General features: G+C 64.7%; 26 protein-coding genes. 12 read left to right on the forward strand and 14 right to left on the reverse strand.

Annotation, left to right across the window (positions count from 1 at the left end; translation table 11 throughout):
- Nucleotides 1-10 precede the first annotated feature (10 nt).
- The gene (locus ACSYG9_RS05110; RefSeq protein WP_440126112.1) at nt 11-562 is read left to right on the forward strand and encodes a dihydrofolate reductase family protein; all 552 of its coding nucleotides are present in this window, start codon (nt 11-13) and stop codon (nt 560-562) included.
- 103 nt (nt 563-665) lie between these two features.
- Here ACSYG9_RS05110 and ACSYG9_RS05115 read toward each other — a convergent pair whose 3' ends face one another.
- Nucleotides 666-1,448 carry an MHYT domain-containing protein gene (locus ACSYG9_RS05115; RefSeq protein WP_454841438.1) on the reverse strand — a complete coding sequence of 261 codons (783 nt, stop codon included), beginning with the start codon at nt 1,446-1,448 and terminating at the stop codon, nt 666-668.
- Nucleotides 1,449-1,825: 377 nt separating this feature from the next.
- Here ACSYG9_RS05115 and ACSYG9_RS05120 point away from each other — a divergent pair, with 377 nt between their 5' ends.
- The 4 genes from ACSYG9_RS05120 (at nt 1,826) to ACSYG9_RS05135 (ending at nt 5,079) form a co-directional block, all read left to right on the forward strand.
- Nucleotides 1,826-2,173: a DMT family transporter gene (locus ACSYG9_RS05120; protein ID WP_454841439.1), complete on the forward strand. Its 348-nt coding sequence runs from the start codon at nt 1,826-1,828 to the stop codon at nt 2,171-2,173.
- A complete protein-coding gene (locus ACSYG9_RS05125; RefSeq protein ID WP_454841441.1) occupies nt 2,170-2,493 on the forward strand; it encodes a DMT family transporter in 324 nt (107 codons plus the stop codon). The genes ACSYG9_RS05120 and ACSYG9_RS05125 overlap by 4 nt, the downstream gene beginning before the upstream one ends.
- A gap of 171 nt (nt 2,494-2,664) precedes the next feature.
- A complete protein-coding gene (locus ACSYG9_RS05130; RefSeq protein ID WP_454841442.1) occupies nt 2,665-4,098 on the forward strand; it encodes an Hsp70 family protein in 1,434 nt (477 codons plus the stop codon).
- Between the two features lie 234 nt (nt 4,099-4,332).
- Nucleotides 4,333-5,079, forward strand: a complete 747-nt coding sequence (locus tag ACSYG9_RS05135; RefSeq protein ID WP_440127545.1) for an excalibur calcium-binding domain-containing protein — start codon at nt 4,333-4,335, stop codon at nt 5,077-5,079.
- Between the two features lie 121 nt (nt 5,080-5,200).
- Here the strand turns inward: ACSYG9_RS05135 and ACSYG9_RS05140 are convergent, their stop codons facing one another.
- Complete coding sequence (locus ACSYG9_RS05140; protein WP_454841443.1) at nt 5,201-5,716, reverse strand: hypothetical protein; 516 nt, start codon at nt 5,714-5,716, stop codon at nt 5,201-5,203.
- Nucleotides 5,717-6,370: 654 nt separating this feature from the next.
- Nucleotides 6,371-7,330, reverse strand: a complete 960-nt coding sequence (locus ACSYG9_RS05145) for an NAD-dependent epimerase/dehydratase family protein (RefSeq protein WP_454841444.1) — start codon at nt 7,328-7,330, stop codon at nt 6,371-6,373.
- A 41-nt stretch (nt 7,331-7,371) separates the two neighbouring features.
- Here ACSYG9_RS05145 and ACSYG9_RS05150 point away from each other — a divergent pair, with 41 nt between their 5' ends.
- Entirely contained in the window at nt 7,372-8,028 is a 657-nt protein-coding gene (locus ACSYG9_RS05150) for a ScbR family autoregulator-binding transcription factor (RefSeq protein ID WP_440126119.1), read from the forward strand.
- 7 nt (nt 8,029-8,035) lie between these two features.
- Here ACSYG9_RS05150 and ACSYG9_RS05155 read toward each other — a convergent pair whose 3' ends face one another.
- From ACSYG9_RS05155 to ACSYG9_RS05190, 8 genes are all read right to left on the reverse strand, one after another.
- The gene (locus tag ACSYG9_RS05155; RefSeq protein ID WP_454841446.1) at nt 8,036-8,992 is read right to left on the reverse strand and encodes a ScbA/BarX family gamma-butyrolactone biosynthesis protein; all 957 of its coding nucleotides are present in this window, start codon (nt 8,990-8,992) and stop codon (nt 8,036-8,038) included.
- Between the two features lie 106 nt (nt 8,993-9,098).
- Nucleotides 9,099-9,752: a response regulator gene (locus ACSYG9_RS05160; RefSeq protein WP_454841448.1), complete on the reverse strand. Its 654-nt coding sequence runs from the start codon at nt 9,750-9,752 to the stop codon at nt 9,099-9,101.
- Nucleotides 9,749-11,671, reverse strand: coding sequence for a histidine kinase (locus ACSYG9_RS05165; protein WP_454841449.1), 1,923 nt, complete (start codon nt 11,669-11,671; stop codon nt 9,749-9,751). The genes ACSYG9_RS05160 and ACSYG9_RS05165 overlap by 4 nt, the downstream gene beginning before the upstream one ends.
- Before the next feature lie 40 nt (nt 11,672-11,711).
- The gene (locus tag ACSYG9_RS05170; protein WP_454841450.1) at nt 11,712-12,422 is read right to left on the reverse strand and encodes a hypothetical protein; all 711 of its coding nucleotides are present in this window, start codon (nt 12,420-12,422) and stop codon (nt 11,712-11,714) included.
- A gap of 108 nt (nt 12,423-12,530) precedes the next feature.
- On the reverse strand, nt 12,531-13,544 hold the full coding sequence (locus tag ACSYG9_RS05175; protein ID WP_454841452.1) for a hypothetical protein: 1,014 nt from the start codon (nt 13,542-13,544) through the stop codon (nt 12,531-12,533).
- A gap of 36 nt (nt 13,545-13,580) precedes the next feature.
- A complete protein-coding gene (locus tag ACSYG9_RS05180) occupies nt 13,581-14,681 on the reverse strand; it encodes a Gfo/Idh/MocA family protein (RefSeq protein WP_454841453.1) in 1,101 nt (366 codons plus the stop codon).
- Nucleotides 14,682-14,741: 60 nt separating this feature from the next.
- Nucleotides 14,742-15,143: a TIGR03668 family PPOX class F420-dependent oxidoreductase gene (locus ACSYG9_RS05185; RefSeq protein WP_454841454.1), complete on the reverse strand. Its 402-nt coding sequence runs from the start codon at nt 15,141-15,143 to the stop codon at nt 14,742-14,744.
- A gap of 15 nt (nt 15,144-15,158) precedes the next feature.
- Entirely contained in the window at nt 15,159-15,959 is an 801-nt protein-coding gene (locus tag ACSYG9_RS05190) for a HugZ family pyridoxamine 5'-phosphate oxidase (protein ID WP_454841455.1), read from the reverse strand.
- Nucleotides 15,960-16,132: 173 nt separating this feature from the next.
- Between ACSYG9_RS05190 and ACSYG9_RS05195 the strand changes: the two genes are divergently transcribed.
- The 5 genes from ACSYG9_RS05195 to ACSYG9_RS05215 all read left to right on the forward strand — a co-directional run bounded on the left by ACSYG9_RS05195 (nt 16,133) and on the right by ACSYG9_RS05215 (nt 19,057).
- On the forward strand, nt 16,133-17,089 hold the full coding sequence (locus ACSYG9_RS05195; protein ID WP_454841457.1) for an intradiol ring-cleavage dioxygenase: 957 nt from the start codon (nt 16,133-16,135) through the stop codon (nt 17,087-17,089).
- Between the two features lie 31 nt (nt 17,090-17,120).
- Entirely contained in the window at nt 17,121-17,318 is a 198-nt protein-coding gene (locus tag ACSYG9_RS05200; protein WP_440126129.1) for a twin-arginine translocase TatA/TatE family subunit, read from the forward strand.
- Entirely contained in the window at nt 17,315-18,085 is a 771-nt protein-coding gene (gene tatC / locus ACSYG9_RS05205) for a twin-arginine translocase subunit TatC (protein WP_440126130.1), read from the forward strand. Before ACSYG9_RS05200 ends, tatC begins: the two co-directional genes overlap by 4 nt.
- On the forward strand, nt 18,073-18,498 hold the full coding sequence (locus ACSYG9_RS05210) for a preprotein translocase (RefSeq protein ID WP_440126131.1): 426 nt from the start codon (nt 18,073-18,075) through the stop codon (nt 18,496-18,498). Before tatC ends, ACSYG9_RS05210 begins: the two co-directional genes overlap by 13 nt.
- Before the next feature lie 172 nt (nt 18,499-18,670).
- Nucleotides 18,671-19,057 carry a hypothetical protein gene (locus tag ACSYG9_RS05215; RefSeq protein WP_440126132.1) on the forward strand — a complete coding sequence of 129 codons (387 nt, stop codon included), beginning with the start codon at nt 18,671-18,673 and terminating at the stop codon, nt 19,055-19,057.
- Nucleotides 19,058-19,144: 87 nt separating this feature from the next.
- Here ACSYG9_RS05215 and ACSYG9_RS05220 read toward each other — a convergent pair whose 3' ends face one another.
- Entirely contained in the window at nt 19,145-20,752 is a 1,608-nt protein-coding gene (locus ACSYG9_RS05220) for an AMP-binding protein (RefSeq protein ID WP_440126133.1), read from the reverse strand.
- Between the two features lie 444 nt (nt 20,753-21,196).
- Here ACSYG9_RS05220 and ACSYG9_RS05225 point away from each other — a divergent pair, with 444 nt between their 5' ends.
- Nucleotides 21,197-22,006: a glucose 1-dehydrogenase gene (locus ACSYG9_RS05225; RefSeq protein ID WP_440126134.1), complete on the forward strand. Its 810-nt coding sequence runs from the start codon at nt 21,197-21,199 to the stop codon at nt 22,004-22,006.
- A 29-nt stretch (nt 22,007-22,035) separates the two neighbouring features.
- On the opposite strand, the gene ACSYG9_RS05230 is transcribed toward ACSYG9_RS05225, so the two are convergent.
- Together ACSYG9_RS05230 and ACSYG9_RS05235 are read right to left on the reverse strand one after the other, a co-directional pair.
- Entirely contained in the window at nt 22,036-23,274 is a 1,239-nt protein-coding gene (locus ACSYG9_RS05230) for a cytochrome P450 (protein ID WP_440126135.1), read from the reverse strand.
- 7 nt (nt 23,275-23,281) lie between these two features.
- Nucleotides 23,282-23,476, reverse strand: coding sequence for a 4Fe-4S domain-containing protein (locus ACSYG9_RS05235; protein WP_440126136.1), 195 nt, complete (start codon nt 23,474-23,476; stop codon nt 23,282-23,284).
- Between the last annotated feature and the right edge of the window lie 32 nt (nt 23,477-23,508).

Consider the following 23,508-nt stretch of genomic DNA (forward strand, 5'->3'; position numbering starts at 1 on the left):
CTATCCCGCCATGAGGAAACTGATCTACGACTTCGGCGTCTCCCTGGACGGCTACATCAACGACCGCGACGGCAACATCGACTGGACCGAACCCGACGAGGAGCTGCACCAGTTCCACAACGACAGGTTTCGCAGCCTTGAGATTTCGCTGCACGGCCGTCGGATGTACGAGCTGATGGCGGAGTACTGGCCATACGTCCCCGACGACGCATCGCCCATCGAGCGGGAGTTCGGCGAACTCTGGACCCGGACACCCAAGGTGGTCTTCTCGCGGACACTCACCGAGGTCCACTGGAACAGCACCCTTGTCAGCGAGAACGCAGTCGACGAGGTCCGCAGGCTCAAGTCCGAAGGCGACGGCGTCATGGAAGTCGGCGGCGCGAACCTCGCAGCTTCATTGATTCCGCACGGACTCATCGACGAGTATCAGCTGTTCGTCTCACCCATGGTGCTCGGTGGCGGCACGCCGATGTTTCCAGAGCTGGACAAGCGCCTCCCGCTCCGACTGGAAGAAACGAGACATTTCGAGACCGTGGTGATGCTGCGTTATCTCGCGGAGTGACGAGCATCGGCGGCACATTTCTGTTGCACAACGGACGGCCGAGGGTGTGGACGGGGCACGCCGCTCGGTCGCTGCAGTGCCCCATCCGTCACACACTCGAAGGTCAGCGGCCCACCACGTCGGCCGGACGATTCCAATGCGCGATTGCGTCCTCGCGCGCACGCTCCTCGCGGCTGGAAGTCACCAGCAGCAGCGTGATCGGCAGAGCCAGCGCGATCATGCCGAGCACGAAACCGGGGAACAGCAGCGACAACACGCTCAAGCCCTCAGGTTTCGCAGCCGCCGGATCGACGGTGGCATGTACCCCGGCCATGCCGGTGTAGTGCAACGCCACCACCGCGCAGGCCATGATCAGCGCTGCCGATATACGTACGACTATCCGTTCAGCGTGTGCCGAGAGCCACAGCGCTGCGATGGACGCGACGATTCCGATGATCACGGATGCAACGACGAAGCCCGAATTGTGTCCGAGTACGCCTTGGATCCGGATAGCAGCCATCCCACTGTAGTGCATCGCGCTCACTGCCAGGCCCATGACCAGTCCACCGACCGCCAGCGGTGCGATACGCAGCATTCGCCACTTCGAAGTGAACGGCAAGTACATGAGCCAGAGACCGAAGAACGTCGCCCCGACGGCGAGTACGACCGAAAACGCCGTCAGTCCTAGGTCGTAGCGGATGACCGTACCGGGTACGGCAAAACCCATCATGCCGATGAAGTGCGTCAGCCAGACTCCGATCCCGCCGATCGACAATGCTGCCATCGCCAGCCATCGCGCCTTACCCGAACGGGTGGGGTCCTTCGCTGCCTGCCGAACACAGGACAACCCGACATAGGAACCCACAGCAGAAGTGGCATAGACCTGGAAGAAAACCCAGATTCCCATGCTGAAGTGGTGTAACTCGTGCGACATTCGAATCCTCGCGTACGGCGCGCCCCGACTTATCGCATCCGGACAGCAGCGCGCCACACCAGTACCGAAGCGAGCTGCAACCCCGGCCCCCAAGCAGCATAACGGACCTTATCGTATCCCGAATCACATCACCAACACGAACGGATCGGCAGGCGCACTGTCAGATCCTGACCCCAAGAGAATCCCTGCTTCTCATGAAATGATCTTGACATCAGTCGCTTTCAGGTTTTTCTCGCAGTTGCCGAAGGGGCGGTTGTGTGCGATGTCGCCGAGCAATTCGCACATAACCGCCCCCTCACCGAGAATCGGGAAGCATCGGCCCTGCCTACAACCTTTGTGAAAGATCGAGCATGCGAACGTGGATGTTGTTACTGTGCGCCATCATCGGTGAAGTTGCCGCTACGCTCTCACTGAAGGCAGCCCTGGATCGGCCCCCGTTCTACGCCGTCGTCGTAATCGGCTACATCGGCGCATTCGGCTTCCTGTCGCTCGTCCTGCGCCGCGGGATGGCGCTCGGGGTCGCCTACGGAATCTGGGGTGCAACCGGTGTAGCTGCGACGGCAGTGTTGTCCGCCCACCTCTACGACGAACCGATGAGCGGCGCCATGGCGTGCGGGCTGGCGCTCATTGCCATAGGGGTGCTGGTCGTCGAACTCGGTTCGCACACGGCGAACGACCCGGCGAAGGAATCCCAGTGACGACGTGGATCTTCTTGATCGGCGCGATCCTCACCGAGGTCTGCGCCACCCTCTGCCTGCGCGTTGCCGCCCTAGGAAATCCACGCTGGTACGGCGCTGTCGGCGTCGGCTACGTGGCGGCCTTCACCCTGCTCTCCGCGGCACTCGCCGAAGGACTCGCGCTGGGTATCGCGTATGGTATCTGGACCGCCATCGGCATCGCGCTGACCACGCTGGCGGGACGAATTCTGTTCCAGGACAAGCTCAGTCCCATCATGGGTGTCGGAATCGGCTTGATCATCGCCGGCGTGCTACTCGTCGAGTTGGGTGCGGCGCACTGAACCACGGTGCCTCACTGCAACGTCCACATGGACCGCATAGTCTGTAATGACCTTTTTGTCCGGGTCCGATGCTGGCACACCGACATTCCCGAATCGCCGCCGCCGCCGAGCCCCTGCCGTCCTGTTCCGCTTCGTGCGCGCTCCCGTAATCAGACCGTTATAGTCGGCTTCATGACTTCAGTTCTCGGTGTCTCGATGGGGGCCAGCGCTGTGCGCTTCGCAAGCTGTGATGCCGAGACGCCCGACGGTTCGATCTTCCGATCACGCCCCATCACCGCGACTCTCGAACGCCCCGGGGAACTGGCAGGCGATTCCATCGAGTGGATGCTTGCCGAAACCAGGGAGATCGAGCAGGTAGAGGCCATCGGAGTCGCGTACCAGAACGACGCGCAGGCCGGTGCCGTCCAGGCCGCGATGACCCGGCTGGAGATCGGCCACTTCCAGCTGGTCCCCGAGGTGACGGCCGCGCTCCAGATGCTGGAGATGTCCGGGGAGCTCGGTGAGAACGAGACGCTGGTGTTCTACGACCTCGGCAGCTCCGGCCTCACCGTCACCGTCGTCGACCGAAGCACCGGAAAGGTACTGAGCACCACACGTTCGGACCAGATCAGCGGCGACCTCGTCGACCAGCTCGTCCTCGACGACCAGCTCCACCAGCAACGCTTCACGCGGCCTGCCGATACGGCAGCCCAACTCGCCCTCACCGCACGGTGTCGTGACGCGAAGGAGCAACTGTCCACCAAGGGCGCAGTGTGCTTGACGGGCGAGGGCGGCCTGTTACTGCTCTCTCAGGACAGCTTCGATTCGCTCATCGACGGCGCCGTGAAGACGTCGGCCCGCCTCACCCGCGAGGTCATCCAGCGCTCGGGACGCACCCCGGATGCTGCAGTGCTGATCGGCGGTGGTGCGAATATCCCGCTGATCGCCTCGGTGATGGAGTCGTGGCTGGACCTGCCGGTGATCGTGCCCGAACAACCCGAGTTGGTAGCGGCAGAGGGCGCGGCGCTGCTGGCGCGCCCCGCAGCGGTCGAGTTCGCCGACCACACACTGTCGCAGACGGAGGTGCTGCCGACCGCACTGCCCGCACTGCCCGCACCGAGCAACGAACCCGGCAACGTCGCCGCTGTCGTCACCCATGAGACGCCACCGCCTGCGCCGAAACGTCGCGCCTTCGCGCTTGCCGGCGGTGTCGTCGCTCTCGCAGCTGCGATCGGACTCGGCACCGTCGTACTGCAAGGCTCTGAGGACGACGTACAACCCGCAGTCACTCAGCAGAGCACACAGCCACCGGCCGCGCGGCAAACAGCACCGCCACAACCCGCGCCGACCTCGGAGATGATCCGGACCCCTGAAGCAGCCCCGTCGGCAAGCGCCGTACCGCCTGTAGCGCCGGCACAGGCCGAGGAGCCCATCACCTACCAGCCGCAGACCCAGGTACCGGCTCAGGCGCCCACCGCCGAGACAGAGAGCGCCGCGCCGCCCGCCACACCGGACGCACCCGAACCCGCGCCGCTCATTCCCGGCCTGCCCGAGATCCAGCTGCCGACGCTCCCTCCGCCGCCGGCGCTTCCCTTGCCCGAGCTGCCCTCGATACCCGGATTCTGAGTCTCGGGCCGTCGCCTGCCACTCACCGCTGCACCGAACTCCCGGCGTCGGCGGTGACTGTTTCCGGCACTGGTTGAGTGCCCCGCTGCGCTGCTCAATCTGCCTGCCCCCGCAATTCCGGAGCAGGATTCACTCCTCTCGAGCATGTCGCTGATGCTTGTTCGAAGCGTTGTAACAAACCACTCCGCCCATACGACGTGCTTGCGGAAGTTTCTCTTCAGAAATGGATCAAGCATGAATCCTCCCGCCGCGTGGCATCCCGACCCCTACGATCCGTCCCTCGATCGTTACTGGGACGGGCAGCAGTGGACGAACCAGACACGGCCGAAGGACAGCGATGTTCCTACCCGCGCATTCGCTCCCGTTGAACCGACCAGTACCCCATCCCCGACAGGAGGAAAGAAGCGTCGAAAGTGGCCGTGGATGCTAGGAGCCGGTCTCGTCGGGTTCGTCGCGCTCGGGGCAACTCTCGGCGATGGCGGGGCGTCGGCCTCCAACCCAGGTGTGTCAACCACAACCAGTTCGGCGGACTCTACAACAACCACGACTACGCCCCCGCCCACCACATCGAGTCGCGCCCCGAGCATTTCGCCTTCCACTCAGACACAAACAACCACCCCATACGCCCGTACGACGCAAGCCGCTCCGGCCCCAACTACTACTTCGTCGCTCGAGTACTCGTGCAGTGATGCCGCGTGGCGAGAATCGATGGGTACCGAAGGCGACGAGTTGTGTGGTGCGCCTTGGACACCTCGGAATCGGCCGCAGCCTCCCGTGGACACCGCGCCTTCGACGCCGGAAAACACGGTTCCACCTCCGGCAACTCAGTACACGCCTCCACCCGCTCCCCAGTCGCCGTCCGTGTCATACGAGAACTGCAAAGAGGCAAGAGCAGCCGGCGCTGCTCCCATCCTCAGAGGCGAACCGGGCTATGGAACCCATCTCGACAGGGACAAGGATGGGATTGCCTGCGATGAATAGCCGCGCGTCGGAATGGCCTCCGTTCCAGGAGACGGCTCATCCTTCCCGTCGCTGATCACGCCTGCAATGATGTGGCCTGCGCCTTACGGCGCAGGCCACATCATTGCTCGGAGTGCTTCGGTCAGCTACTCCCGAAAGGTGCGAGCCCGGCGTCCGGAGCCGGCAGACCGGGAGTCGGGGCAGGCACAGTGACGACCATCGACGCCTGCTGCACCGCGAAGGTGTCCATCGGGAACAGATCGAGAATCTCCCCGATTCCGGGATAATCCGATGCCCACATCGCGGTGTTGTCGGCGTTGCCACACGTCGCCAAGGCAACGTACGAGCCGTCGGGAATGTCCGTCACCGTCTGCGTGGTGGTGCCCGGCTGCACTTCGCTCGACGCATAGAGAGTCTGGCCCGGTCCCGTCACTTCCCAGATGGGTGGCAGAATTCCTCCCGGCGCAGAAGCTAGCGAGGTCGTGCAGATCAACACGCCACCGGTGTTGTTGGTGATCGTGTTGGTCACGTTGGCTCCGTCGACCCCGAAGGCATAGGTGACGTCGTCGGCGTCGGCCGCTGCGGCCAGTGCCGGTGCCGCTACGGACAGCGGGACAATTGCCATGGTGATCAAGGTGGCGCGGACTATCGATCGCATGAAAGTTCCTGACGGTCAAGGGACATGGGTCCTCATGATCTTGCAGGAGACCCGGGTGCAACGTAGGACTATCGGCACAACAATCCGGACACTCGAAGTCCCGCTCCGACGCACGAGTGCCATTGCGGAGCCGCGCCCGGACACCGCAACTACTCACCGTGATCTGCACCGCTGGAGAACCACAGGGATCGCCTCCCAGAAGGCCTGGATTCTCACCAAGATGACGGGGCCGGGTGAGCGCGGCAATGCACGCAACCGCAAACTCACATAGTCTGTTCTATGCCCCCGCCCCTCCCCGAACGGGGGCACAGTTCGCGCACACCTCCCCCCGAGTGCGCGGACGACCAGGGTTCCGTCGGCGCCATACGCCGACGGAACCCCTCGGGTCAGAACGATGAGGACCCCCCGGTGCAGACCTCACCGTCTTTCGTCCCGTCACAGCCGCCGATCTACCACCCGTCGATACGTCGAAGTGCTTTCGCAATCACTCGTATCGATGCCCTCCCCGGCAAACAATACCAATCGACCGGTATTGCTCGGTGGGTGAAGTCTACCGCATTTCCGGCGACACATGCATCCCGTCGGACGAAACCACCCGGAAACGGTCACTGCCAGTGAGAACATGGGTGAACCGCACCTGAAATGATCCATCGATCAGGGATCGGTGGTCAGCTCGGTATGTGCCCAGATTCGAGTGCTGGCGTAGTGGTGATCGTGTCCGATCAGGTCGATGTGACGCGCTGACAATCCGCGCTCCAGCCCCACGTGCAGCGCCTGTTCGTAGCTCACGGAAGCGGTCGGTGGAGTGAGCAACCCTTGGGCGGCAGCGACGTGGACGAGATCATGCACGCTCGCGGGAGTCCGATCGGCGACGTGGAGCATGCCCCCGCGCATCGCGTCGGGAAGCGGGCGAACCGCAAGAGCGGTGGCGAGTCGACCCACGTCGCGGCGCGAGATCACCGACTGCCTGGCGACACCGTTGTCGATCCAGACCCCGAGAGTCGACACGATACGAGCAAGCCCGGGCAGGAACCACCGGTCCCCCGGTCCGTGGACGAACCCGGGACGCAACACGAGCCCGCCGTGGTCGCGCACAAGATTCTCGGCGGCAAGACGGCTGGCACTCAGCGCCGTGACCGGGTTGGGCTCGAGTTCCCCCTCACCGACGTTCCGGTGCGGCCCCGGACCGTAGACGCCGATCGTGCTGAGGTAGAAGATTCGATCGATGCCTTGCGCCGCAGCTGCAGCCAGCAGGTTCCGGGTGCCGAGAACGTTGATCTGCTCGTACTGGGCCTCGTCGGAGCCGGTGTAGGACGCGGCGTGCACGATCACGTCGACTCCGGCAAGCGCGGCGGTGAGCGATGCCGGATCACCCAGATCTGCGGCCACCCCCTTCATCGATGGTCTTGTGGGCGCCGGTGGACGGCGCGCAATCGCGGTGCACGTGACACCCCGGGCCAGCATCACGTCGAGCACTGCCCCACCGAGGAAACCGCTGGCACCCACCACCGCGACATGCAGTGCCGGTTCCGGGGCCGATGCACGGTCTGCGGTTTCCTCAGGGTCGGCTGGTACCGTGCGCTTCGGGGGAGGCCGATTGTCGGGGTTCGTCACGACTCGCCTTTCGGGACATCATCGAGAAAAGGACACGGGGTGTGGTCAGACAAGCCCGCGCGGTAGCTACGCGGCAGCAGATCGTCGTCGCAGCCGCGGCGACATTCGATCGACTGGGGTTCGAGGGTGCGAGCCTCGGGGAGATCGTGGAAGCGAGCAGTGGGCTCACCAAAGGCGCCCTGTACTTCCACTTCAAGTCGAAGGACGACCTGGCGCAAGCGGTCATGGATCGGCAGCACACCATCTCCATCGCCGCGGTGGAAGCCATCTCCACCACCAACGCCTCGGCGCTCGAACAGATCGTCATGCTTTGCCACGAAATGGGCCGACAGATCGTCGAGGATCCGATCGTGCGGGCGGGAATCCGGCTGACCCTCGAGTTCAGTGCGAGCGCTGTACCCGGCAAACCCGGGCCGTACCAGGACTGGATCGAAGCCTGCCGAGGTCTCGTCGAGGAAGCGATCGTCCAGGAAGATATCCTTCCCACGATCGAACCACCGGTGCTGGCTCGCTTTGTGATCTCCGCCTTCACGGGCGTCCAGATGGTCTCGAACGTGCTGGATCGGCGCACCGATCTCGAACAGCGTATCGACCAAATGTGGCAATTCCTGTTGCCGGGCATCGTGGCACCCGAGCGCCGACTCGACAGCGACAAGATTCGAGGCGCTCGTTGGGTCCGCGACCCAGCGATGGCCTGACGCGCGTCTACACACCGGACCGGGTTCCGCGCCCCGAACGTACATCGACCGCAGAAGCCAACGTCAGCGTCGCCGAGGCCATCGACGTTCCGTGCTGTTCGAATACGACATGCGCGCGCCCGGGCTCATCATCGACGCACGAGACGACCACCTCGGCTCGACGGTCGAGTTCCACGAACCGCTGGAACTGCACGCTCATCGACACCAGATCCGCATCCGGAAGCCCGAGCTCCGCTCGCGACGCCTGGCGCGCAGCTTCGAACATGAGCATCCCGGGAAGATGATCGGACGGATGGTCGAACAGCACCGGGTGGGACAGGTCGGGTAGCACCTGCCATCGCCCGCGTCGTGCCGTTGCCCCGATGACGACATCGCCGTCGGCCACCATGCCCACCGCGGCCGCATCGAGGGGTACACCGTCGGGCACGGAACCTATTGCCCGCGGCCCGCTCTCACCCCATCGAGCGGTGTCGTACTCGACCGGGGTGAGCACCGAAGCACGGCCGTGGCCCGATCCGACTCGGCGGCCCGCGACCTCGAACGTCAGGGCAGCGCTGAGACCGGTGACATGCGAGCCTCGTCGCCGGACATTCGACACCACAACAGTGACCGCGACCTCGGCCGCCCCCGCACCGATCTCGAGCCGATCGGGTTCAGCGGTGATCTCGATCGTCTGCATCACGAATCGCTGACCGAGCGAGACGCGATAGCGAGTGTGTGCCAGGTAGATCACGCTTTGCCGCAGGGTCTCCGCGAGGAGCATCGGGTCGTACCGGCCATCCCGGCCGCGGTAGAAACCGTGGAGCCGCGGCCATTGCGCGCCAAGAACGAACCGGTCGGGTTCCGGGCCGGTGACGCAATCGGTGAGGAAAACCTCCGATACGGACTGTCGATGCACATACCGTCGTGGCACCGTCGACTCGAACGACAACACCGAAAGATCAGCCTCCACGCTGGTAGACATACCGGACGAACTGTTTGTTACTCCCATACCGTTCTTATCGCACTCACAGTACGGCTTGACGTCCTCCCGGCCGTGAACGACCGGGCTTGCGTCGAAGATAATTCCCTCACCCGAGACCGAGCCCCTCTTCACGTGCTCGCACGATGGCGGTCGCCCGGTCCGCCGCACCGATCTTCCCGAAGATGTTCGAAACGTGGTTCCGCACCGTCTTCTGGCTGAGTACGAGACGACGCGAAATCGTCCCGTTGTCGAGGCCCCTGGCCACGAGATCGAGGATCTCGCGTTCCCTGCCGGTCAGCTGCGGGAACACCGTCGGCGCCAGGGCACGTGACGAAGCCATCGCACCGAGCGCCTTGGCCGCAACCGCCGCTCCGACGATCATCTCGCCGTCGGCGACCGCCCGGATCGCCCGCTCGACACCCGACGGATCTGCGCCCTTGACCAGATATCCGTGTGCCCCCGCCCGTACCGATGCGACAAGTGTGTCCTCGTCCTCGTGCATGGTCACCACCAGAACACGAAGGCCGGGGAACTTCGAGAGCAGGCTACGGGTGGCGTCGATGCCCGACCCGTCACCCAGTTCGATGTCCATGAGCACGACGTCGACGTCGCCCGTCACGACGTCGAGAGCGTTGCGAACAGAGCTGGCCTCGCACACGACATCGATGCCGTCCAGCGTGCCGAGCAAGGCGACCATGCCCAGTCTGAAGACGGGATGGTCGTCGATCACCGCAACCCGGATCTGTTCATCGTTGTTCATGGCCCGCACCACGGTAACCGGGCACGCACGACGGTGCCGCGCGGCTCGGCGTTTTCGACCCGGACAGTGCCTCCCACTCCGCACGCCCGCTCGCGCATACTCTGCGTACCGACTCCGACACGCGCGTCCGGCGCGGGTCCTGTTCCGTCGTCACAGATGTCGATGACGAGGAAGTCGTCGTCATGGCCGACGCGCACCCGGCAGCCATCGGCGCCCGAGTGTCGGCGGGCGTTGAGGATCGCTTCCGACGCGATGCCGTACGCGGCCACCGCGACCGGTCCCGACGCGTCCGCAGTGGTCTCGAGTTCGACGCGGAAACCGGCGCGCGCATGATTCGCGGCGAGCTCGTCGAGGGCGGCGGTGAGCCCGAGTTCGTCGAGCACCGGCGGAAGCAGGCCACGCGACAGTTCGCGTACGCCGTCGACCTGCCTGTCGAGTTCCCTCGACAGTTCGTCGACAAGATCACGGGCCGCGTCGACGTCGGTGCCGATGAGATTCCGGGCACCCTGCAAACCCAGCCGGACGCCCGCGAGGGAAGGCCCGAGTCCGTCGTGCAATTCGCGGCGGATGGTGCGGCGCTCCTCGAGTCGTGCCTCGGTGAGACGACGCCGCGTGGTTTCGAGATCCTCGGCCGCTCGCAACACCACGAGACCGGCTTCCACCACAGACGCCAATTCGGTGAGGGCATCACGAGTGCGAGCCCCGAGCGTTTCCCCGGGCGGGGCGGTGACCGCGAGCGAACCGTCACGCAGCGGCACTTCCTCTGCCGGCCTCGACGGTTCGCCCCAGCGCGCGATCGTCTCACTCGCCCGCCGCACCTCCACCGATTCGAGACGCAGCGCGGTACCGATACCGGCGGCGAGCTCACCGAGCAATACCTCCGGAGATTCGGCCCCTGCGAAGTGCCTCCCCAGGGTCCGTACGGCACGAGCAGGATCAGCACCGTCGCCGTAGACCAGGCGATGCACTCGGCGGGTCAGCCATGCCCGGACCGGCTGGACGGCGAGCGCTACAGCTGTCGCCGCAACGGCCTGAGCGAACACGGAACCGTCCGTCGGAAGCACCAGCGACACCACGACGGCCACCGCCACATATCCCGCGGCGAGAACAGCGACGAGACTACCGGCCAGGGCCGCACGGCTGACCGCCAGATCGAGCCCCCACAGGCGTTGCCGCAACACCACCGCGAGGATTGCCACCGGATAGAACGCCTGTGTCGCGAGATGTAATAGCGGCGTGAGCATCCAGGGAACACCGGGCACCGCGAGCGGGATGTAGGAAGCGGTCATCAGCGCGCTGCCGAAGACGAGCCATCCCATCCCGGCACGTTCGTCTTCCGGCCCCCGCCGCCACCGCCACGCGACATACCCGGCCGTCGCGAAACCCGTCACGACGACCGGGCCGACGAACCAGACCGCCGGTATCTCGGTGTAGGTGCGAGCCCAGAAGAACCATGCGGTCGCGGCAGCCCCGACGCCGAGACCGATGCGGGTGGCGGTGTCGGCAGCCTGGTCGCGGATGAGCCACGGCACCACCAGGAACAACGAGAGTGTGCCCGGTATCCACGCGGTGTTCTGGAGTGGCTCGAGGATTCCGAGTGGGAGTTCGGGACGCACCAGGGCCAATTCGGTCCAGCTGTACGACAACGCGGCGATACCCACGCCGATGGAGGCAACCGCCAGCAGGATCGGCACGGGGTGCGCGCGGCGCGCGAGCACCACCCCCGCCACCGTGCCGTACACGGCCGCCCCGACGACGTCCACGAGAAAGAACAACTGGTCGGCGTCGAGCACGGGACGTGCAGCCATGAAGACGACGACGGCTGCGCAGGCCAACAGCCATGAGGCGACAGCAACAATAGCGGCGGACACCGGTGCTCCGGTGCCCGCCGCTATCCCAGTGGCCGAGGCGTCGTTCATAGTGCAGTGAGTATGCACCCGCGGACCGCCGGGCGTCGCGCTATCGTTTCACTCGCCCGGAGAGCGCGAATCCGATGCCTGCCAACAGGACCCACACCGGTCCGACGAATCCTGCCATGTACTGCAGTGGGGACACCCCGAGCAGGGTGGTCAATCCGCCCAGCACGAGACTCGTCCACCCCAGCCAGCGCGGTACGGCGCGGTGCCGAAGTGCGGCCACCGCGACGGCGAGGCCGCTGAGGCCGGCACCGACCCACAGCCACGGAATCGTGCCCATCCAATGTGACGCGAACACCGCCACCTCGGGCACCATCTTGTCGGTGTCGGACAGGCCGAACAGCAACTCGGTGTCGAGGCCGGTCCCGAGCAGGGTCCCCGTCGAGGTGAGCACCAGGCCGAATGCCGCGACGGTGGGCAGAAGACTGAACTCCGGCAGCCCCGCCTGCAAGCGCCGGTACAGGCCTGCAGCGAAGATCAGCAGTAGCAGCGTCGAGATGGTGAGACTGAGGTGCATCACGAGCATCGCGGTACGTTGCTCGGCGAACGCGGCGGTGATCGCGACGGCGTTGCCCGCGTTGTTCTCGTCGTAAGCTGCGCCCATCGCCATGCTGGCCTGGATACCGACCACACCGGCCAGACCGGCGACAGCGCCGGTCCATGCCCACACCGCGCTCGGCGCCGAGGGCACCGACGGGGTGTCCGCAAGGACCGCTGGTGTCGATTCATCTTCTCTGATATTCGGAGTGCGCATTGTTGCCCCTTCCACTCTCGATCCCGCAACGTCAACCGCCATGCGGAAAGATTGCGACGCACGGAGTCCCGACGGAAAGGGACAGCCGTCCCGATTCACCGGGAACACTCAACCGAGCCCGGGCGAAGGATCGATCGCCAGCGACAATGTGTCTTTGACCATGGACAGGGCTGCCCCGAGCGGACTCGATCGACCACCGGAGACGGTGATGTCCCCCGCATCGCCACATCCGAACGTGACCGCCTTGTCCGGGCCGGCCAGAACCCCGAAGGGCGGCTCGGATCGTGCGACCTCGTGAAGTGCAACGACGACGCGGCCTGGATTATCGATGCTCACCGATGCGACGTGCCGCAGAACCGCGCCGCGTTCACTCACACGCGCGGCGCGGTCGGCGGTGGCAGCGGTGATCGGCTCCGTTTCGACTTCGCAGGCGCTGACATCCCATCCCCATTGCAGCCCTGCCAGCAGACGTAGCTTCGTCGCGGCATCGGCTCCGGAGAGATCCGCCGAGGGATCTGCCTCCGCGATACCTCGGTCCTGCGCGATCGCGATGGCCTCGGTGAGGGCCGCACCATCACCGAGCTGATCGAGTACGAAACTTGCGGTGCCGTTGACACACCCACGGATGGTGCGCACGTCGAAGCCACGCAAACCGGCACGTGCGATGTCTCCGGCAGGCAACGCAGCGCCGGTTGCACCTGAAATACGCACCCCGCGACCATGTTCGAGTGCAGCATCCCGTAGCCGCGACCATCCGGTCAGCAGGGGCGACTTCGTTGCCGTCACCAGGTGGGCGCCGTGGGCAAGTGCGGCGAGGCCGTCGTTCAATGCCTCTCCAGCACCCTCTGGGTGGGAAGGGACCGCCTGCGCAACGACGACAGGTGAGGTACGCGTCAACAGGTCTGCCACTGACGTGCGTGGAGTCCACAATTCCCGTGCGGGTGGAGCTTCACCGTCCGGCAGGAGAACCTGCCGGGTTCGTCCCCGAATCGCGACGACGCGGGGTTCCACCCCGTATCGAATCCGGAATTCGTCACGGCGGGCACGGACAGTGGCAGCGTACTGCTGCGCAACCGGCCCGAAGCCGATCAACATGATCGGCAACGCGATCGGCTCGTTCATTTCGGATACCTCGAATAATCTCAGCAGTAACGTCTTTCACTGGAGGCGCTTGGGTGAAGCCCTCACCTCCTGCCTCAGATGTTCTGGGCGGACATCCGGAACCGGCACTGGCCGCGAACCCGTGACGAGCGATTCCGCACCTGCCACACCGACCAATGATGCCGCGACGGCGCGATGCACCGGAATGAGCGGTGCAGTGCCGTGTTCCACTGTCGCACGGAATCCTTCGAGCACCACGACGGTGCCCTCTGCCATGCGATCGATGGGTTCGTCGTCCGCAACGTAGGGGTCGGGTACGCGGATCTGCTCACGCACCAGCCCGTCCGCCTGCGCCCAGCCCTCCAGACGCACTCGCACGGACCACGCCTCTTCTCCTGTGACGCGCTCCGACCCGGCGATGCCATGGGAACCACGCACCGATACCCAACTCCAGTGACTACCGGTCTCGCCGGCGAGAAAACCGTGGCGGGCCACGGCCAGGGTGCCGTCGGAGAGCCTTATGGCGAGAACAACGGCGGCGGGGCGAGCATCATCCGGCCCGATGGAGAAGGCGTTGACTTCCACGGGCCACGCTCCGGTGAGGTCGAGTAGCGGTGAGACGGTGTGCGTGCAGTAAGCGGTCGGCGATATACGGCCACGCCAATGTGCAGGGTCGCCGATCAGAGCGGCTGTGTCCTGGGGCGACAGACTGTGCAGATAGTCGGCTTCCACCAACGTGAGTGCGCCCAGCTCGCCGGAATCCACTGACTTCCGAAGCAGCCGAGTATGCGGATGGAAGACATAGTTCTCCGCAAACGAATAGGTTGCCGTGGAACGCTCGGCCGCAGCGATGAGCCGGCGTCCTTCGTCTTCGGACGCGCAGGCCGCGGTCTCCGACAACACATGAATCCCGTGATCCAGGAACGCGATGGCCAATTCCGCGTGCGCGTCGAAGTCGTTGGCCAGCACAACACCGTCGAGACCGGCACCGAGCAATTCGGTCCAATCCCCGGTTGCCCGCGCCTCCGGAAACTCTGCGCGTGCGTCGGCCATACGTTCGGAGTCAGCATCGCAGACCGCGATCACCTCGATGCCGATCCGGCGTGCCAATCCGGCCATGTACAGGCCCCGAGACAGGCCGACGATTCCGATACGCATGTGACAGATATACCCGCCATCGATCCGACGCCGCACTCGACCGGGACGCGTCGTCGTGGCTCACGGCGACCACGACCGCCATCTCAGCTGGTCGATGGTGATCACCGGCCCCGACGGCCGCTGCACCCGATACTGCGTGTACTTCCGGACCAGCGCGTCGAGTCCGGCCGCTCCGGCGTCCGTATCGGCATCGTGCACGGTGGCGATGCCCTCGACACGGACCCACCACAGCTGGGACCAGTCATCCTCATAGTGGTCTACAAGCACACTCACCCGAGGATTCTCTGCAATGTCGGCCAAGCGTCGCAGTTGCCGCGTCGCCTTCGGCTTGTCGTCGACACAGGTGTGGATCGTGTCGCCGTCGAAAGCGAACACGATCGGCACCACGTGCGGCACGCCCGATCCATCCGCTGTGGCGAGCCGGGCCACGCGAGCGTCGGCGACGCGGCGGCGGATATCCATGATCGTGCGTCCGGGTTACGAGGCCTGTGCTGCGCGTGTCAAAGCTACTGTGGCCGCACGTAACTCAGCTGCGGAATCGAGCGGTGACAGATATCCGGCGCGGGTCGGTGCCCGACCGCGCGGCGTGGTGACATCCAGATCCAGACCGTAACGGTCGGCTCCGACGCACGTGGCCTCGGTGGCGTCAGGGAATCCGCCGAGCTTTCGGGCCATCGCCAGCAGCGCATCAGCATGGTCGTCGTTGAGATGCGCGATCGCGCGACCGGCCGCCGGGGTCACCGGATCCGGCAACGCTTCGGCATAGGACTCGGCGGTGGCCGAATCCATCCGTCCGTACCCGCCCACCCAGCGCACGCGCTGAACCCGAAGAACCCAGAGCGAGAAGTCGCTGAAATCGATGTAGACGCGCGCCGCAGGCACGGCGGCCAGATGCGCCTCGCGCGCGGCGGTCAGTTCCTCACCCTCCGGACGTTCGACATACCCGGCGAGGGTGATTCGAGTGCTGGCCAATGGGTCGGACTGCGGGCCCGGTGCCACGATCGCGATGCTCGCGCGTGGATCGCGCGCCAGATTGCGTCCGTGCTCGGCCATGTGCGACACGCACAACACCGGTGAGCCTCCGACGAGCCCGTACGTCACGAACGACGCCCAGGGGTCGCCTTCCTTGGTGAGGGTTGCGAGAGTACCCGTGTTCGTCGACGCGGCGACCGTCCGCGCTTCCTCGGCGGCAGAGGGCCGGGCCGCGTTCACGATCTCCGTCAACGGCGGCGGCACAGTGGGAGCGTCGCCAGGGTCTCCGTGGTCCAAGTTCGTCATCCACGAGACGGTACCCGCACGCATCCTGGGTTGCCGTGAGATGACCGGCCGACTGTGCAAACCGCTCACAGCAAACACCCAGCGACGACACAGGGCTCCCCCGGCGTCGGCTGGGACTGTGGTTATCACTGAACCAGTTGAGTACCCCTGAGCGACGCACGGAGGAGACAAACATGAGCCGCGTTCCCGACCCCACCGATACGCCGGACGGACCCGCATACCAAGGCCGCCTGCTCGACCGCCCCACAGAGGACGTCGTCGATCAGGGTGCGGGCTTCGATATCGCAACTCTGATCACCCGCCGCCGAGTGCTGAGCGTCGTCGGTGCCGGTGCCGGTGCATTGGCGCTGGCCGCGTGTTCCTCGAGGATCGGCAGCACTGCCGTCACCGTGAGCACACCCGCCGGCGAAATCCCCGACGAGACCAACGGCCCCTATCCGGCCGACGGCACGAACGGGGTCAACGTGCTCGAGGAGTCCGGGATCGTCCGCCGCGAGATCACGTCGAGCCTCGATGGAGGCACCGCCGACGGTGTTCCACTTTCCCTCACCTTCACGGTCACCGACATGGCGAATGACAACACCCCGTTCGATGGGGTCGCCGTGTACGCCTGGCAGTGCGACGCGCAGGGCCGGTACTCGATGTACACCGAAGGTGTAGAGGACGAGACCTACCTGCGCGGGATTCAGGTGGCCGATGCCGACGGCAAGGCAACCTTCGAGACGATCGTGCCCGGCTGCTACACCGGCCGCTGGACCCACATTCACTTCGAGGTCTACCTCGACGTCGATTCCGCGACCAACGTCGAGAACGCGATCGCGACCTCTCAGATCGCGTTTCCCCAGGACATGCTCAACGAGGTCTACGAGCTCGATACCTATGCGGGGTCGGCCGAGAATCTGGCCCGGATCGGAAGTCTCGACAACGACAACGTCTTCGGCGACGGATACGACCTGCAGATGGGCACATTCTCCGGCAGTACCGACTCGGGATACGTGGGGTCGCTGGCAGTCGCGGTCGACACGACGACCGAACCCACCGGCGGTGGTGCTCCGCCGGAAGGTGCGCCGATGGGCGGCGAACCTCCCCGTGGAGCAATGCCGGGCATGGGCCCGGGCACACCCAACTGATCACTCATCCAACCCATTCAAGGACAACACCATGCTGAACAACCTCACCGGCTGGCACGCTCTCATCATCCTCGCGATCGTCCTCCTCGTTTTCGGCTCGACCAAGCTTCCGGCGCTCGCCAAGAGCGTGGGCCAGTCGATGCGCATCCTCAAGGACGAGGTGAGTGATCCGACCATCGACGCGGAGACCGCGGACCTCACCCAGGTTCCGTACCGACGCGCATCATGACCGCGACCACCGCCGCGCGAGGCACGATGCCGATCGCCGGACACCTGCGCGAAGCGCGACGTCGCGGGGTTCGCGCGGCGGTGTCGCTGCTCATCGGCGTGATCGTCGGCTTCGCTCTCTCTGATCAGATCCTCGACGTCCTGCGCGAACCTGTCGAGCAGCTGGCGCTCTCTCGGGAGGCCAGCCTCAACTACGACACCGTGACCGGTGCGTTCGACCTCCAGCTGAAGATCGCACTGTTCTCAGGCGTGATCCTGTCCAGTCCGATCTGGCTGCGAGAGTTCTTCGCCTACGTCACCCCCGGTCTGACGCGCCGGGAGAAGAAGTATGTCGTCGGGTTCTCTGCGGCGGCCGCCCCGCTCTTCGCAGCCGGGTGCGCCTTCGGATTTTTGATCTTTCCCCGGATGGTGAGCGTGCTCACCGCATTCTCGTCCGATCAGGACAGCACGATCCTCAATGCGTCGTATTACGTGGACTTCGTGATGAAAGTTGTTCTGGCGACCGGGATTGCCTTCGTTCTTCCGGTGTTCCTGGCGATGTCGAACTACGTCGGGATCGTCTCCGCAGCCAAGCTCCGTAGCAGCTGGCGCGTCATCGTCGTCGTCATCACGCTGTTCAGTGCCCTGGTAACGCCGGCCGCCGACGTCCTGTCCATGTTCGTGGTCGCGTTGCCGATGTCGATATTGTTCGGCGCCGCACTCGTCATCACGACGCTGCACGACAGGAGATCGTCCCGAAATGAGGAATCCACACCATGTTCGGCCTGACCTTCGAGAAACTGTTCCTCGTCGCCATCATCGCGGGGGTCGTGCTCGGCCCCCAACGGCTTCCCGTCTACGCCCATCGGCTCGCCCGCACTGTGCGGGCACTGCGCGACTTCGTCGAATCGACGCGCGGAAGCGCCGAACGTGAAATGGGGCTTACGACTTCATTGGACCTGAAACAATACGACCCACGACGGATCGTGCGCGACGCACTCAACGAACCCGCCATTCCTGCAGTCACGGACGAGATAGCCGATCAGGCCCGACGCGTGCGTCCCGGTCAGAAGTATCTGGCGGCGGGCTCTGCGGCGCACCCGCGACGCATCCTGATCGAATCGCTTCCCGACGACGATCCTCGTCGCATTGCGGCTACGCCCGCCCGACCCGATGCCGAGCTCGATCGAGCGGCAGACTGAGGCGCGTCAGCTCGCAGATCCGACGGGCTCGTCGTCATCCTCGTTCGAGCGTGTCGGCCTGTGGCGAAGAGTACTCGGACGGGTGGGCGCGCGGCAGTCGGTACCTCGCCAAATCGCCTACAAGATCACGATATTGCAGCTACAATCATCTCGATTAGAGGGGAAATCGCGAATGAAGCTGTCACTGTTCGGATCAGGCAAGCGTCGTAGCGAGCGATCGAAGCTCAACGCGATGCAGAGGTGGATCGAGGTCACCGACCGCTCCGTCGAGGTGAACGAGGCACTTCGAATCTCCCTTGCATCCCGTGGAGTTCGACTGAGAGAGCGCGGCGACTATCGGATTATCGACGCGAGTTGGCCTTTGACAGAACTGAAGTCGCTGAATGATCAGTGCGCTCTTGCTACCGAACTTTGCAGTGAGAGCGAATCCATCGCAGCCGAACTGGACGACATCAAACCTTCGGGGTCCAGCCAGCTGGAATCGTTCGTCGCACTGTCGGCCGTTGTCCGACGCGCGCTCACAGAGGCGGAGCGTCGCGCCCGGCACACTCGGCCCTGAACACGACCGTGGCGATCGAGGGCCGCATACGCAGATGCACCTCTTCTTCCGAAGAGGTGCATCTGTCGGTATTGCTGTGTTCGTCGCCTACTGCGCAGCCTGAGCGGTGGCCCACCGGTAGTCCGCCTTGCCGGCGGGGGTGCGCTTGACCTCGTCTACCACTACGATAGAGCGCGGAATCTTGTATCCTGCCAACGATTTACGGCAATGTTCCTGCACCTCTTCGAGCGTCAGTTCCCCAGCTTCCGGGTAGGTGGCGATGACGGCCGCGACAGCCTGGCCCATGCGTTCGTGCGGCACGGGCACGACAAGAGCGTCGGAGACCGACGGATGCGCATGAAGTGCCGACTCGACCTCTTCGGCGAAGACCTTCTCGCCTCCGGTGTTGATGCACTGCGAGCCGCGACCGAGAAACACGATGGTGCCGTCGGCCTCCACACGACCCATGTCTCCGAGGATCGACAAGCGCGTGCCGTCGGCGCGAGTCGGGAAGGTCCGGGCTGTCTTCTCTTCGTCCTTGTAATAGCCCAGCGGCACGTTGCCGATACGGGCGATGTAGCCGACATCGTCGGAGCCCGGGGCGATGGGCTCGAGCTTTTCGTCGACGAGGATCATGTTGGGACTCGGCGGCATCCGCAGGTTTCCGTCTTCGTCGACGTCGAATGCGCCGTCGTTGCCGGTTTCCGAAGCGCCGAAGTTGTCGCGCAGCAACAGGTCGGGTTTCACGGCGAGCATGCGGTCGCGGACGCTCGTCGACCAGATGGCACCGCCGGAGGTGATGGAGAACAGCGAGCTGAGGTCGGCGTCGTCCTTCCGACGTTCCATCTCGTCGACGAGGGGCAATCCCATGCCGTCGCCGACGATGAGAATCACCTGCACCTTGTCCTTCTCGACAGCCTCGACCACCGTCTTCGGATCGAAGTCGCGCCTCAAGACCACCCGGGCCCCGAGCGTGAAGAACGTGAACAGTGAGTAGAGGGCTGCACCGTGCATGAGGGGCGCCGCGATGAGGAACGCCAGGCCCGGGAACTCCGTCGCTCCCGCTGCGACTTCGGCGAGATCCTTCCGCGGCTCAGCACCATAGGGATTGCCGCCGGAGAGCGGCTTGCGGAAGAAGTCGTTGTGCCGCCACATGACACCCTTCGGGTATCCGGTGGTTCCGCCCGTGTACAGCAGATACAGGTCGTCGCCCGAACGCGCGGGGAACTCTGCTGTCGCGGGCAGAGCATGCGCATCGGCGAAGGAGACCACGGCGACAGAGCGCTGCTCGGCGGCCTGCTTCAGCTCCTCCGTTGCCTCGCCGACGACGAACACCGTGCGGATCAGCGGACAGGCATCGAGCAAGGACGCGAGGACCTGCTGATGCTCGGGAAGCTCGACGACGACCGCCACCGAATCCGAGTTGGTGAAGATGTACTCGAGTTCGCTGGGTGTGTAGCGGTAGTTGACGTTGATGGGCACGGCGCGGATCTTGATGAGACCGAGAATGCTGGTGACGTGCTCGACGCAGTTCTTGAGGAATACCGCGACGTGATCGTCCTTGGAGATGCCCGCCTGGGAGAAGAGCTGCCCGGCGCGGTTGGCTTCCGCGTCCAGCTCCGCGTACGTGAGATTCAGATCTTCGTACGTGAGCGCGATGCGATCCGGTACCGCAGACGCGGTTGTCTCGAAAACATCAGCAAGGTTGAACTCCACTGTGCATCCCTCCACTCCGACGAACCCTGCCCCAGAATCTAGAACACGTTCCAGCTTAGGGGAAGGGTTCGCGCAGAATCGGGCAAACCTTCCCCAGGTTCTCCGGCTTTCCGCGGGTCATGAGGCAATGGCAACCCGAGGCGGCAGGGGAAAGATTCCGCTCTCCAAGTTGCCGCACGCGGGCCGATGCTTCCCAGGCATGACACCTCACCGACCCGCGCGCTCCACACCCTACCTCGAGTCGAACACATGTTCCCATCGATCGCGATGACTCCCACTCGCCTACGGTCATCGATCCCCTCGCGTCGCGGCGCCGGTAGGCCACCAGCGTGGCCCCGCCGTCGGTGATCGCAACCCTCTTGGCAGGCAACGCTTATTGATAGACAATGCGTCCAGTAGATGGATGCCATGACGTCGAACCCTTCGAGATGCGAGAGTGCTTACATGTCTTCAGAACTCACCGGCAAGATCGCCGTTGTCACGGGCGGTGCCACAGGGATCGGCCGCGCGACGGTCGAACATTTCGTCCGCGAAGGCGCCCGGGTGGTGGTAGCCGATGTGAACCGCGACGAAGGTAAGGCCCTCGCCGACTCCCTCGCCCCCGCCACGGTGTTTCGGGAAACCGACGTCTCGGACATCGACGAGGTGCGGGCGCTGGTGGACTTCGCGGTGCAGACGTTCGGGGGACTCGACGTGCTGGTCAACAACGCAGGCATCTCCGGGCCCATCCACGCCAGTTTCCTCGACGACGACCTAGAGGCCTTCGACAAGATCTTCGCCGTCAACCTGCGTGCCGTGATGGTGGGGACGCAAGCAGCAGCGAAGTACATGGCCGAGCACGGTGGCGGTTCGATCATCAACACCTCCTCGATCGGCGGCATCATGGCAGGCAGAGGAGTGATCACGTACCGGGCGTCGAAGGCCGCGGTCATCCACTTCACGAAATCTGCGGCCATCGACCTGGGCGTCCATGGAATCCGCGTGAACTGCCTTGCACCGGGGAGCATCCCGACGACATTGCTCGCGTCGTCGACCACCGAACTCGAGGGCGAGGAGCGTGAAGCGATGATTTCGAGCGTGCGCACCACGCAGTCGAAGAAGCGGCCCCTCAACCGCGAGGGGACCGTCGACGACGCGGCCGAAGCCGCCGTCTATCTGGCCAGCGACCGCGCCCGCTACGTCACCGGCGCCGTCCTTCGCGTCGACGGCGGCACTGCCGCGGGAAGCACGATGACGACGCCGGGTCAGAGCTGACACAGGGCCGCAGGTCTACTCCCTGCCGGTCACCAACTCACCGGCAGGGAGTAGACACCGTAGGCGAGCCGGTCGTGTTTGAACTCGATCTGTTCGATGGGCACGGCAAGCTTCAGGGTCGGGATGCGGCGGATGAGCGTGGCAAAAGCAACCTGGAGTTCGACGCGGGCGAGCTGCTGGCCGATGCACCCGTGCGGTCCGAATCCGAACGCGAGATGCTTGTTCGACACCCGTGCCACATCGAAGTGCCGCGGATCGTCGAAGGTCCGGGCATCCCAGCTACCGGCGGAATAGTCGAGAACGACCCCCTCGCCGGCGCGGATCACGACATCACCGATCTCGATGTCTTCCAAAGCAATGCGGCGTTGCCCGTTGTGGACGATACTCAGATACCGCAGTAGCTCCTCGACCGCTGTGGCGATGGCCTTGGGATCGTCGTTGTGGCGCAGGTACTCGAGCTGTTCCGGATTCTGGAGGAGCGCGAGCGTTCCGAGCGAGATGATGCCTGCGCTCGTCTCGTGACCCGCCGACAGCAGCCCGTTGGCAAGCGCAACGCCTTCGTCGATCGTCATCTCGCCCGCCCGGATGTTGTCGGCGAACTCCGAGATCACACCTGTCGACTCTTCCGTCGACGCAAGCCGCTCTTCGATGACCTCGCGCATGTAGCCGCGCATCGCCGTGAACAGCCGCTCCTGCAACTCCGGTGTGGCGTACCGATCCATCGCGGCCGAGGCATGCTCCTGGAAGAAGTCATGATTGTCGTAGGGAACCCCGAGCAGCTCACAGATCATGAACGACGGAAGCGGTAGACCGAATGCGGGCACGAGGTCGACCGGATTCGGCCCGGCGAGCATGTCGTCGATGAGCTTGTCGGTCACCTGCTGGATCTTCTCGCGCTGCGCTTCTACGCGCTTGTACGAGAAAGTGCGTGTCATCATGCGGCGGAGCCGCAGATGACCGGGGCCGTCGGTGTTGAAGATGCTGTCGGGTCGCATCGGGGCGATGGCGGCCCGGCCCGCGTTCCAGTGCGGGAAGCCTGTCAGGCGATCGTCGGTGCTGATACGCGGATCCAATGCCAGTACACGCAGTTCGGCGTTGCCCGTGATCAGCCACGGCGTGCTGCCGTCCCAGATACGGACTCGCCGCACAGGTTGATCGGCCGCCGAATCGATAAGTGCAGCAGGGACGTCGAACGGGCAGCGTGCGTCGCGTTCGACGGGAAAGCTGAGAACGGCCTCGTCGACGTCGGTCGTGGAATTTTCTGACATGTCTGTTTCACTCCTCGAATGCGATGGCGACCGCGGGGCACGATGCTGCTGCCTGACGAACCGAATCCCAGTGTTCTTCGGACGGATGCGCATCCATCAGGACCACGACGCCGTCTTCGTCACGCTGATCGAACACCCCGGGCGCTATTGCGGCGCACTGGCCTGCAGAGACGCATCGCTCTTCGATGATCTCGACTCTCATTGACAATCGACTCCGTAACCGTGACTGGAACC

This window comes from Rhodococcus sp. SJ-2, assembly GCF_053750035.1.

Bases quoted from the DNA above. Each gene is read 5' to 3' on its own strand.
- ACSYG9_RS05190 (WP_454841455.1), bottom strand. From the start codon at position 15,959: ATGACGAACTTGGACCACGGAGACCCTGGCGACGCTCCCACTGTGCCG.
- ACSYG9_RS05160 (WP_454841448.1), bottom strand. From the start codon at position 9,752: ATGAACAACGATGAACAGATCCGGGTTGCGGTGATCGACGACCATCCC.
- ACSYG9_RS05235 (WP_440126136.1), bottom strand. From the start codon at position 23,476: ATGAGAGTCGAGATCATCGAAGAGCGATGCGTCTCTGCAGGCCAGTGC.
- ACSYG9_RS05110 (WP_440126112.1), top strand. From the start codon at position 11: ATGAGGAAACTGATCTACGACTTCGGCGTCTCCCTGGACGGCTACATC.
- ACSYG9_RS05195 (WP_454841457.1), top strand. From the start codon at position 16,133: ATGAGCCGCGTTCCCGACCCCACCGATACGCCGGACGGACCCGCATAC.
- ACSYG9_RS05175 (WP_454841452.1), bottom strand. From the start codon at position 13,544: ATGAACGAGCCGATCGCGTTGCCGATCATGTTGATCGGCTTCGGGCCG.
- ACSYG9_RS05200 (WP_440126129.1), top strand. From the start codon at position 17,121: ATGCTGAACAACCTCACCGGCTGGCACGCTCTCATCATCCTCGCGATC.
- ACSYG9_RS05135 (WP_440127545.1), top strand. From the start codon at position 4,333: ATGAATCCTCCCGCCGCGTGGCATCCCGACCCCTACGATCCGTCCCTC.
- ACSYG9_RS05165 (WP_454841449.1), bottom strand. From the start codon at position 11,671: ATGAACGACGCCTCGGCCACTGGGATAGCGGCGGGCACCGGAGCACCG.
- ACSYG9_RS05120 (WP_454841439.1), top strand. From the start codon at position 1,826: ATGCGAACGTGGATGTTGTTACTGTGCGCCATCATCGGTGAAGTTGCC.
- ACSYG9_RS05225 (WP_440126134.1), top strand. From the start codon at position 21,197: ATGTCTTCAGAACTCACCGGCAAGATCGCCGTTGTCACGGGCGGTGCC.
- ACSYG9_RS05170 (WP_454841450.1), bottom strand. From the start codon at position 12,422: ATGCGCACTCCGAATATCAGAGAAGATGAATCGACACCAGCGGTCCTT.
- ACSYG9_RS05230 (WP_440126135.1), bottom strand. From the start codon at position 23,274: ATGTCAGAAAATTCCACGACCGACGTCGACGAGGCCGTTCTCAGCTTT.
- ACSYG9_RS05115 (WP_454841438.1), bottom strand. From the start codon at position 1,448: ATGGGAATCTGGGTTTTCTTCCAGGTCTATGCCACTTCTGCTGTGGGT.
- ACSYG9_RS05215 (WP_440126132.1), top strand. From the start codon at position 18,671: ATGAAGCTGTCACTGTTCGGATCAGGCAAGCGTCGTAGCGAGCGATCG.
- ACSYG9_RS05180 (WP_454841453.1), bottom strand. From the start codon at position 14,681: ATGCGTATCGGAATCGTCGGCCTGTCTCGGGGCCTGTACATGGCCGGA.
- ACSYG9_RS05130 (WP_454841442.1), top strand. From the start codon at position 2,665: ATGACTTCAGTTCTCGGTGTCTCGATGGGGGCCAGCGCTGTGCGCTTC.
- ACSYG9_RS05210 (WP_440126131.1), top strand. From the start codon at position 18,073: ATGTTCGGCCTGACCTTCGAGAAACTGTTCCTCGTCGCCATCATCGCG.
- ACSYG9_RS05155 (WP_454841446.1), bottom strand. From the start codon at position 8,992: ATGTCTACCAGCGTGGAGGCTGATCTTTCGGTGTTGTCGTTCGAGTCG.
- tatC (WP_440126130.1), top strand. From the start codon at position 17,315: ATGACCGCGACCACCGCCGCGCGAGGCACGATGCCGATCGCCGGACAC.
- ACSYG9_RS05185 (WP_454841454.1), bottom strand. From the start codon at position 15,143: ATGGATATCCGCCGCCGCGTCGCCGACGCTCGCGTGGCCCGGCTCGCC.
- ACSYG9_RS05140 (WP_454841443.1), bottom strand. From the start codon at position 5,716: ATGCGATCGATAGTCCGCGCCACCTTGATCACCATGGCAATTGTCCCG.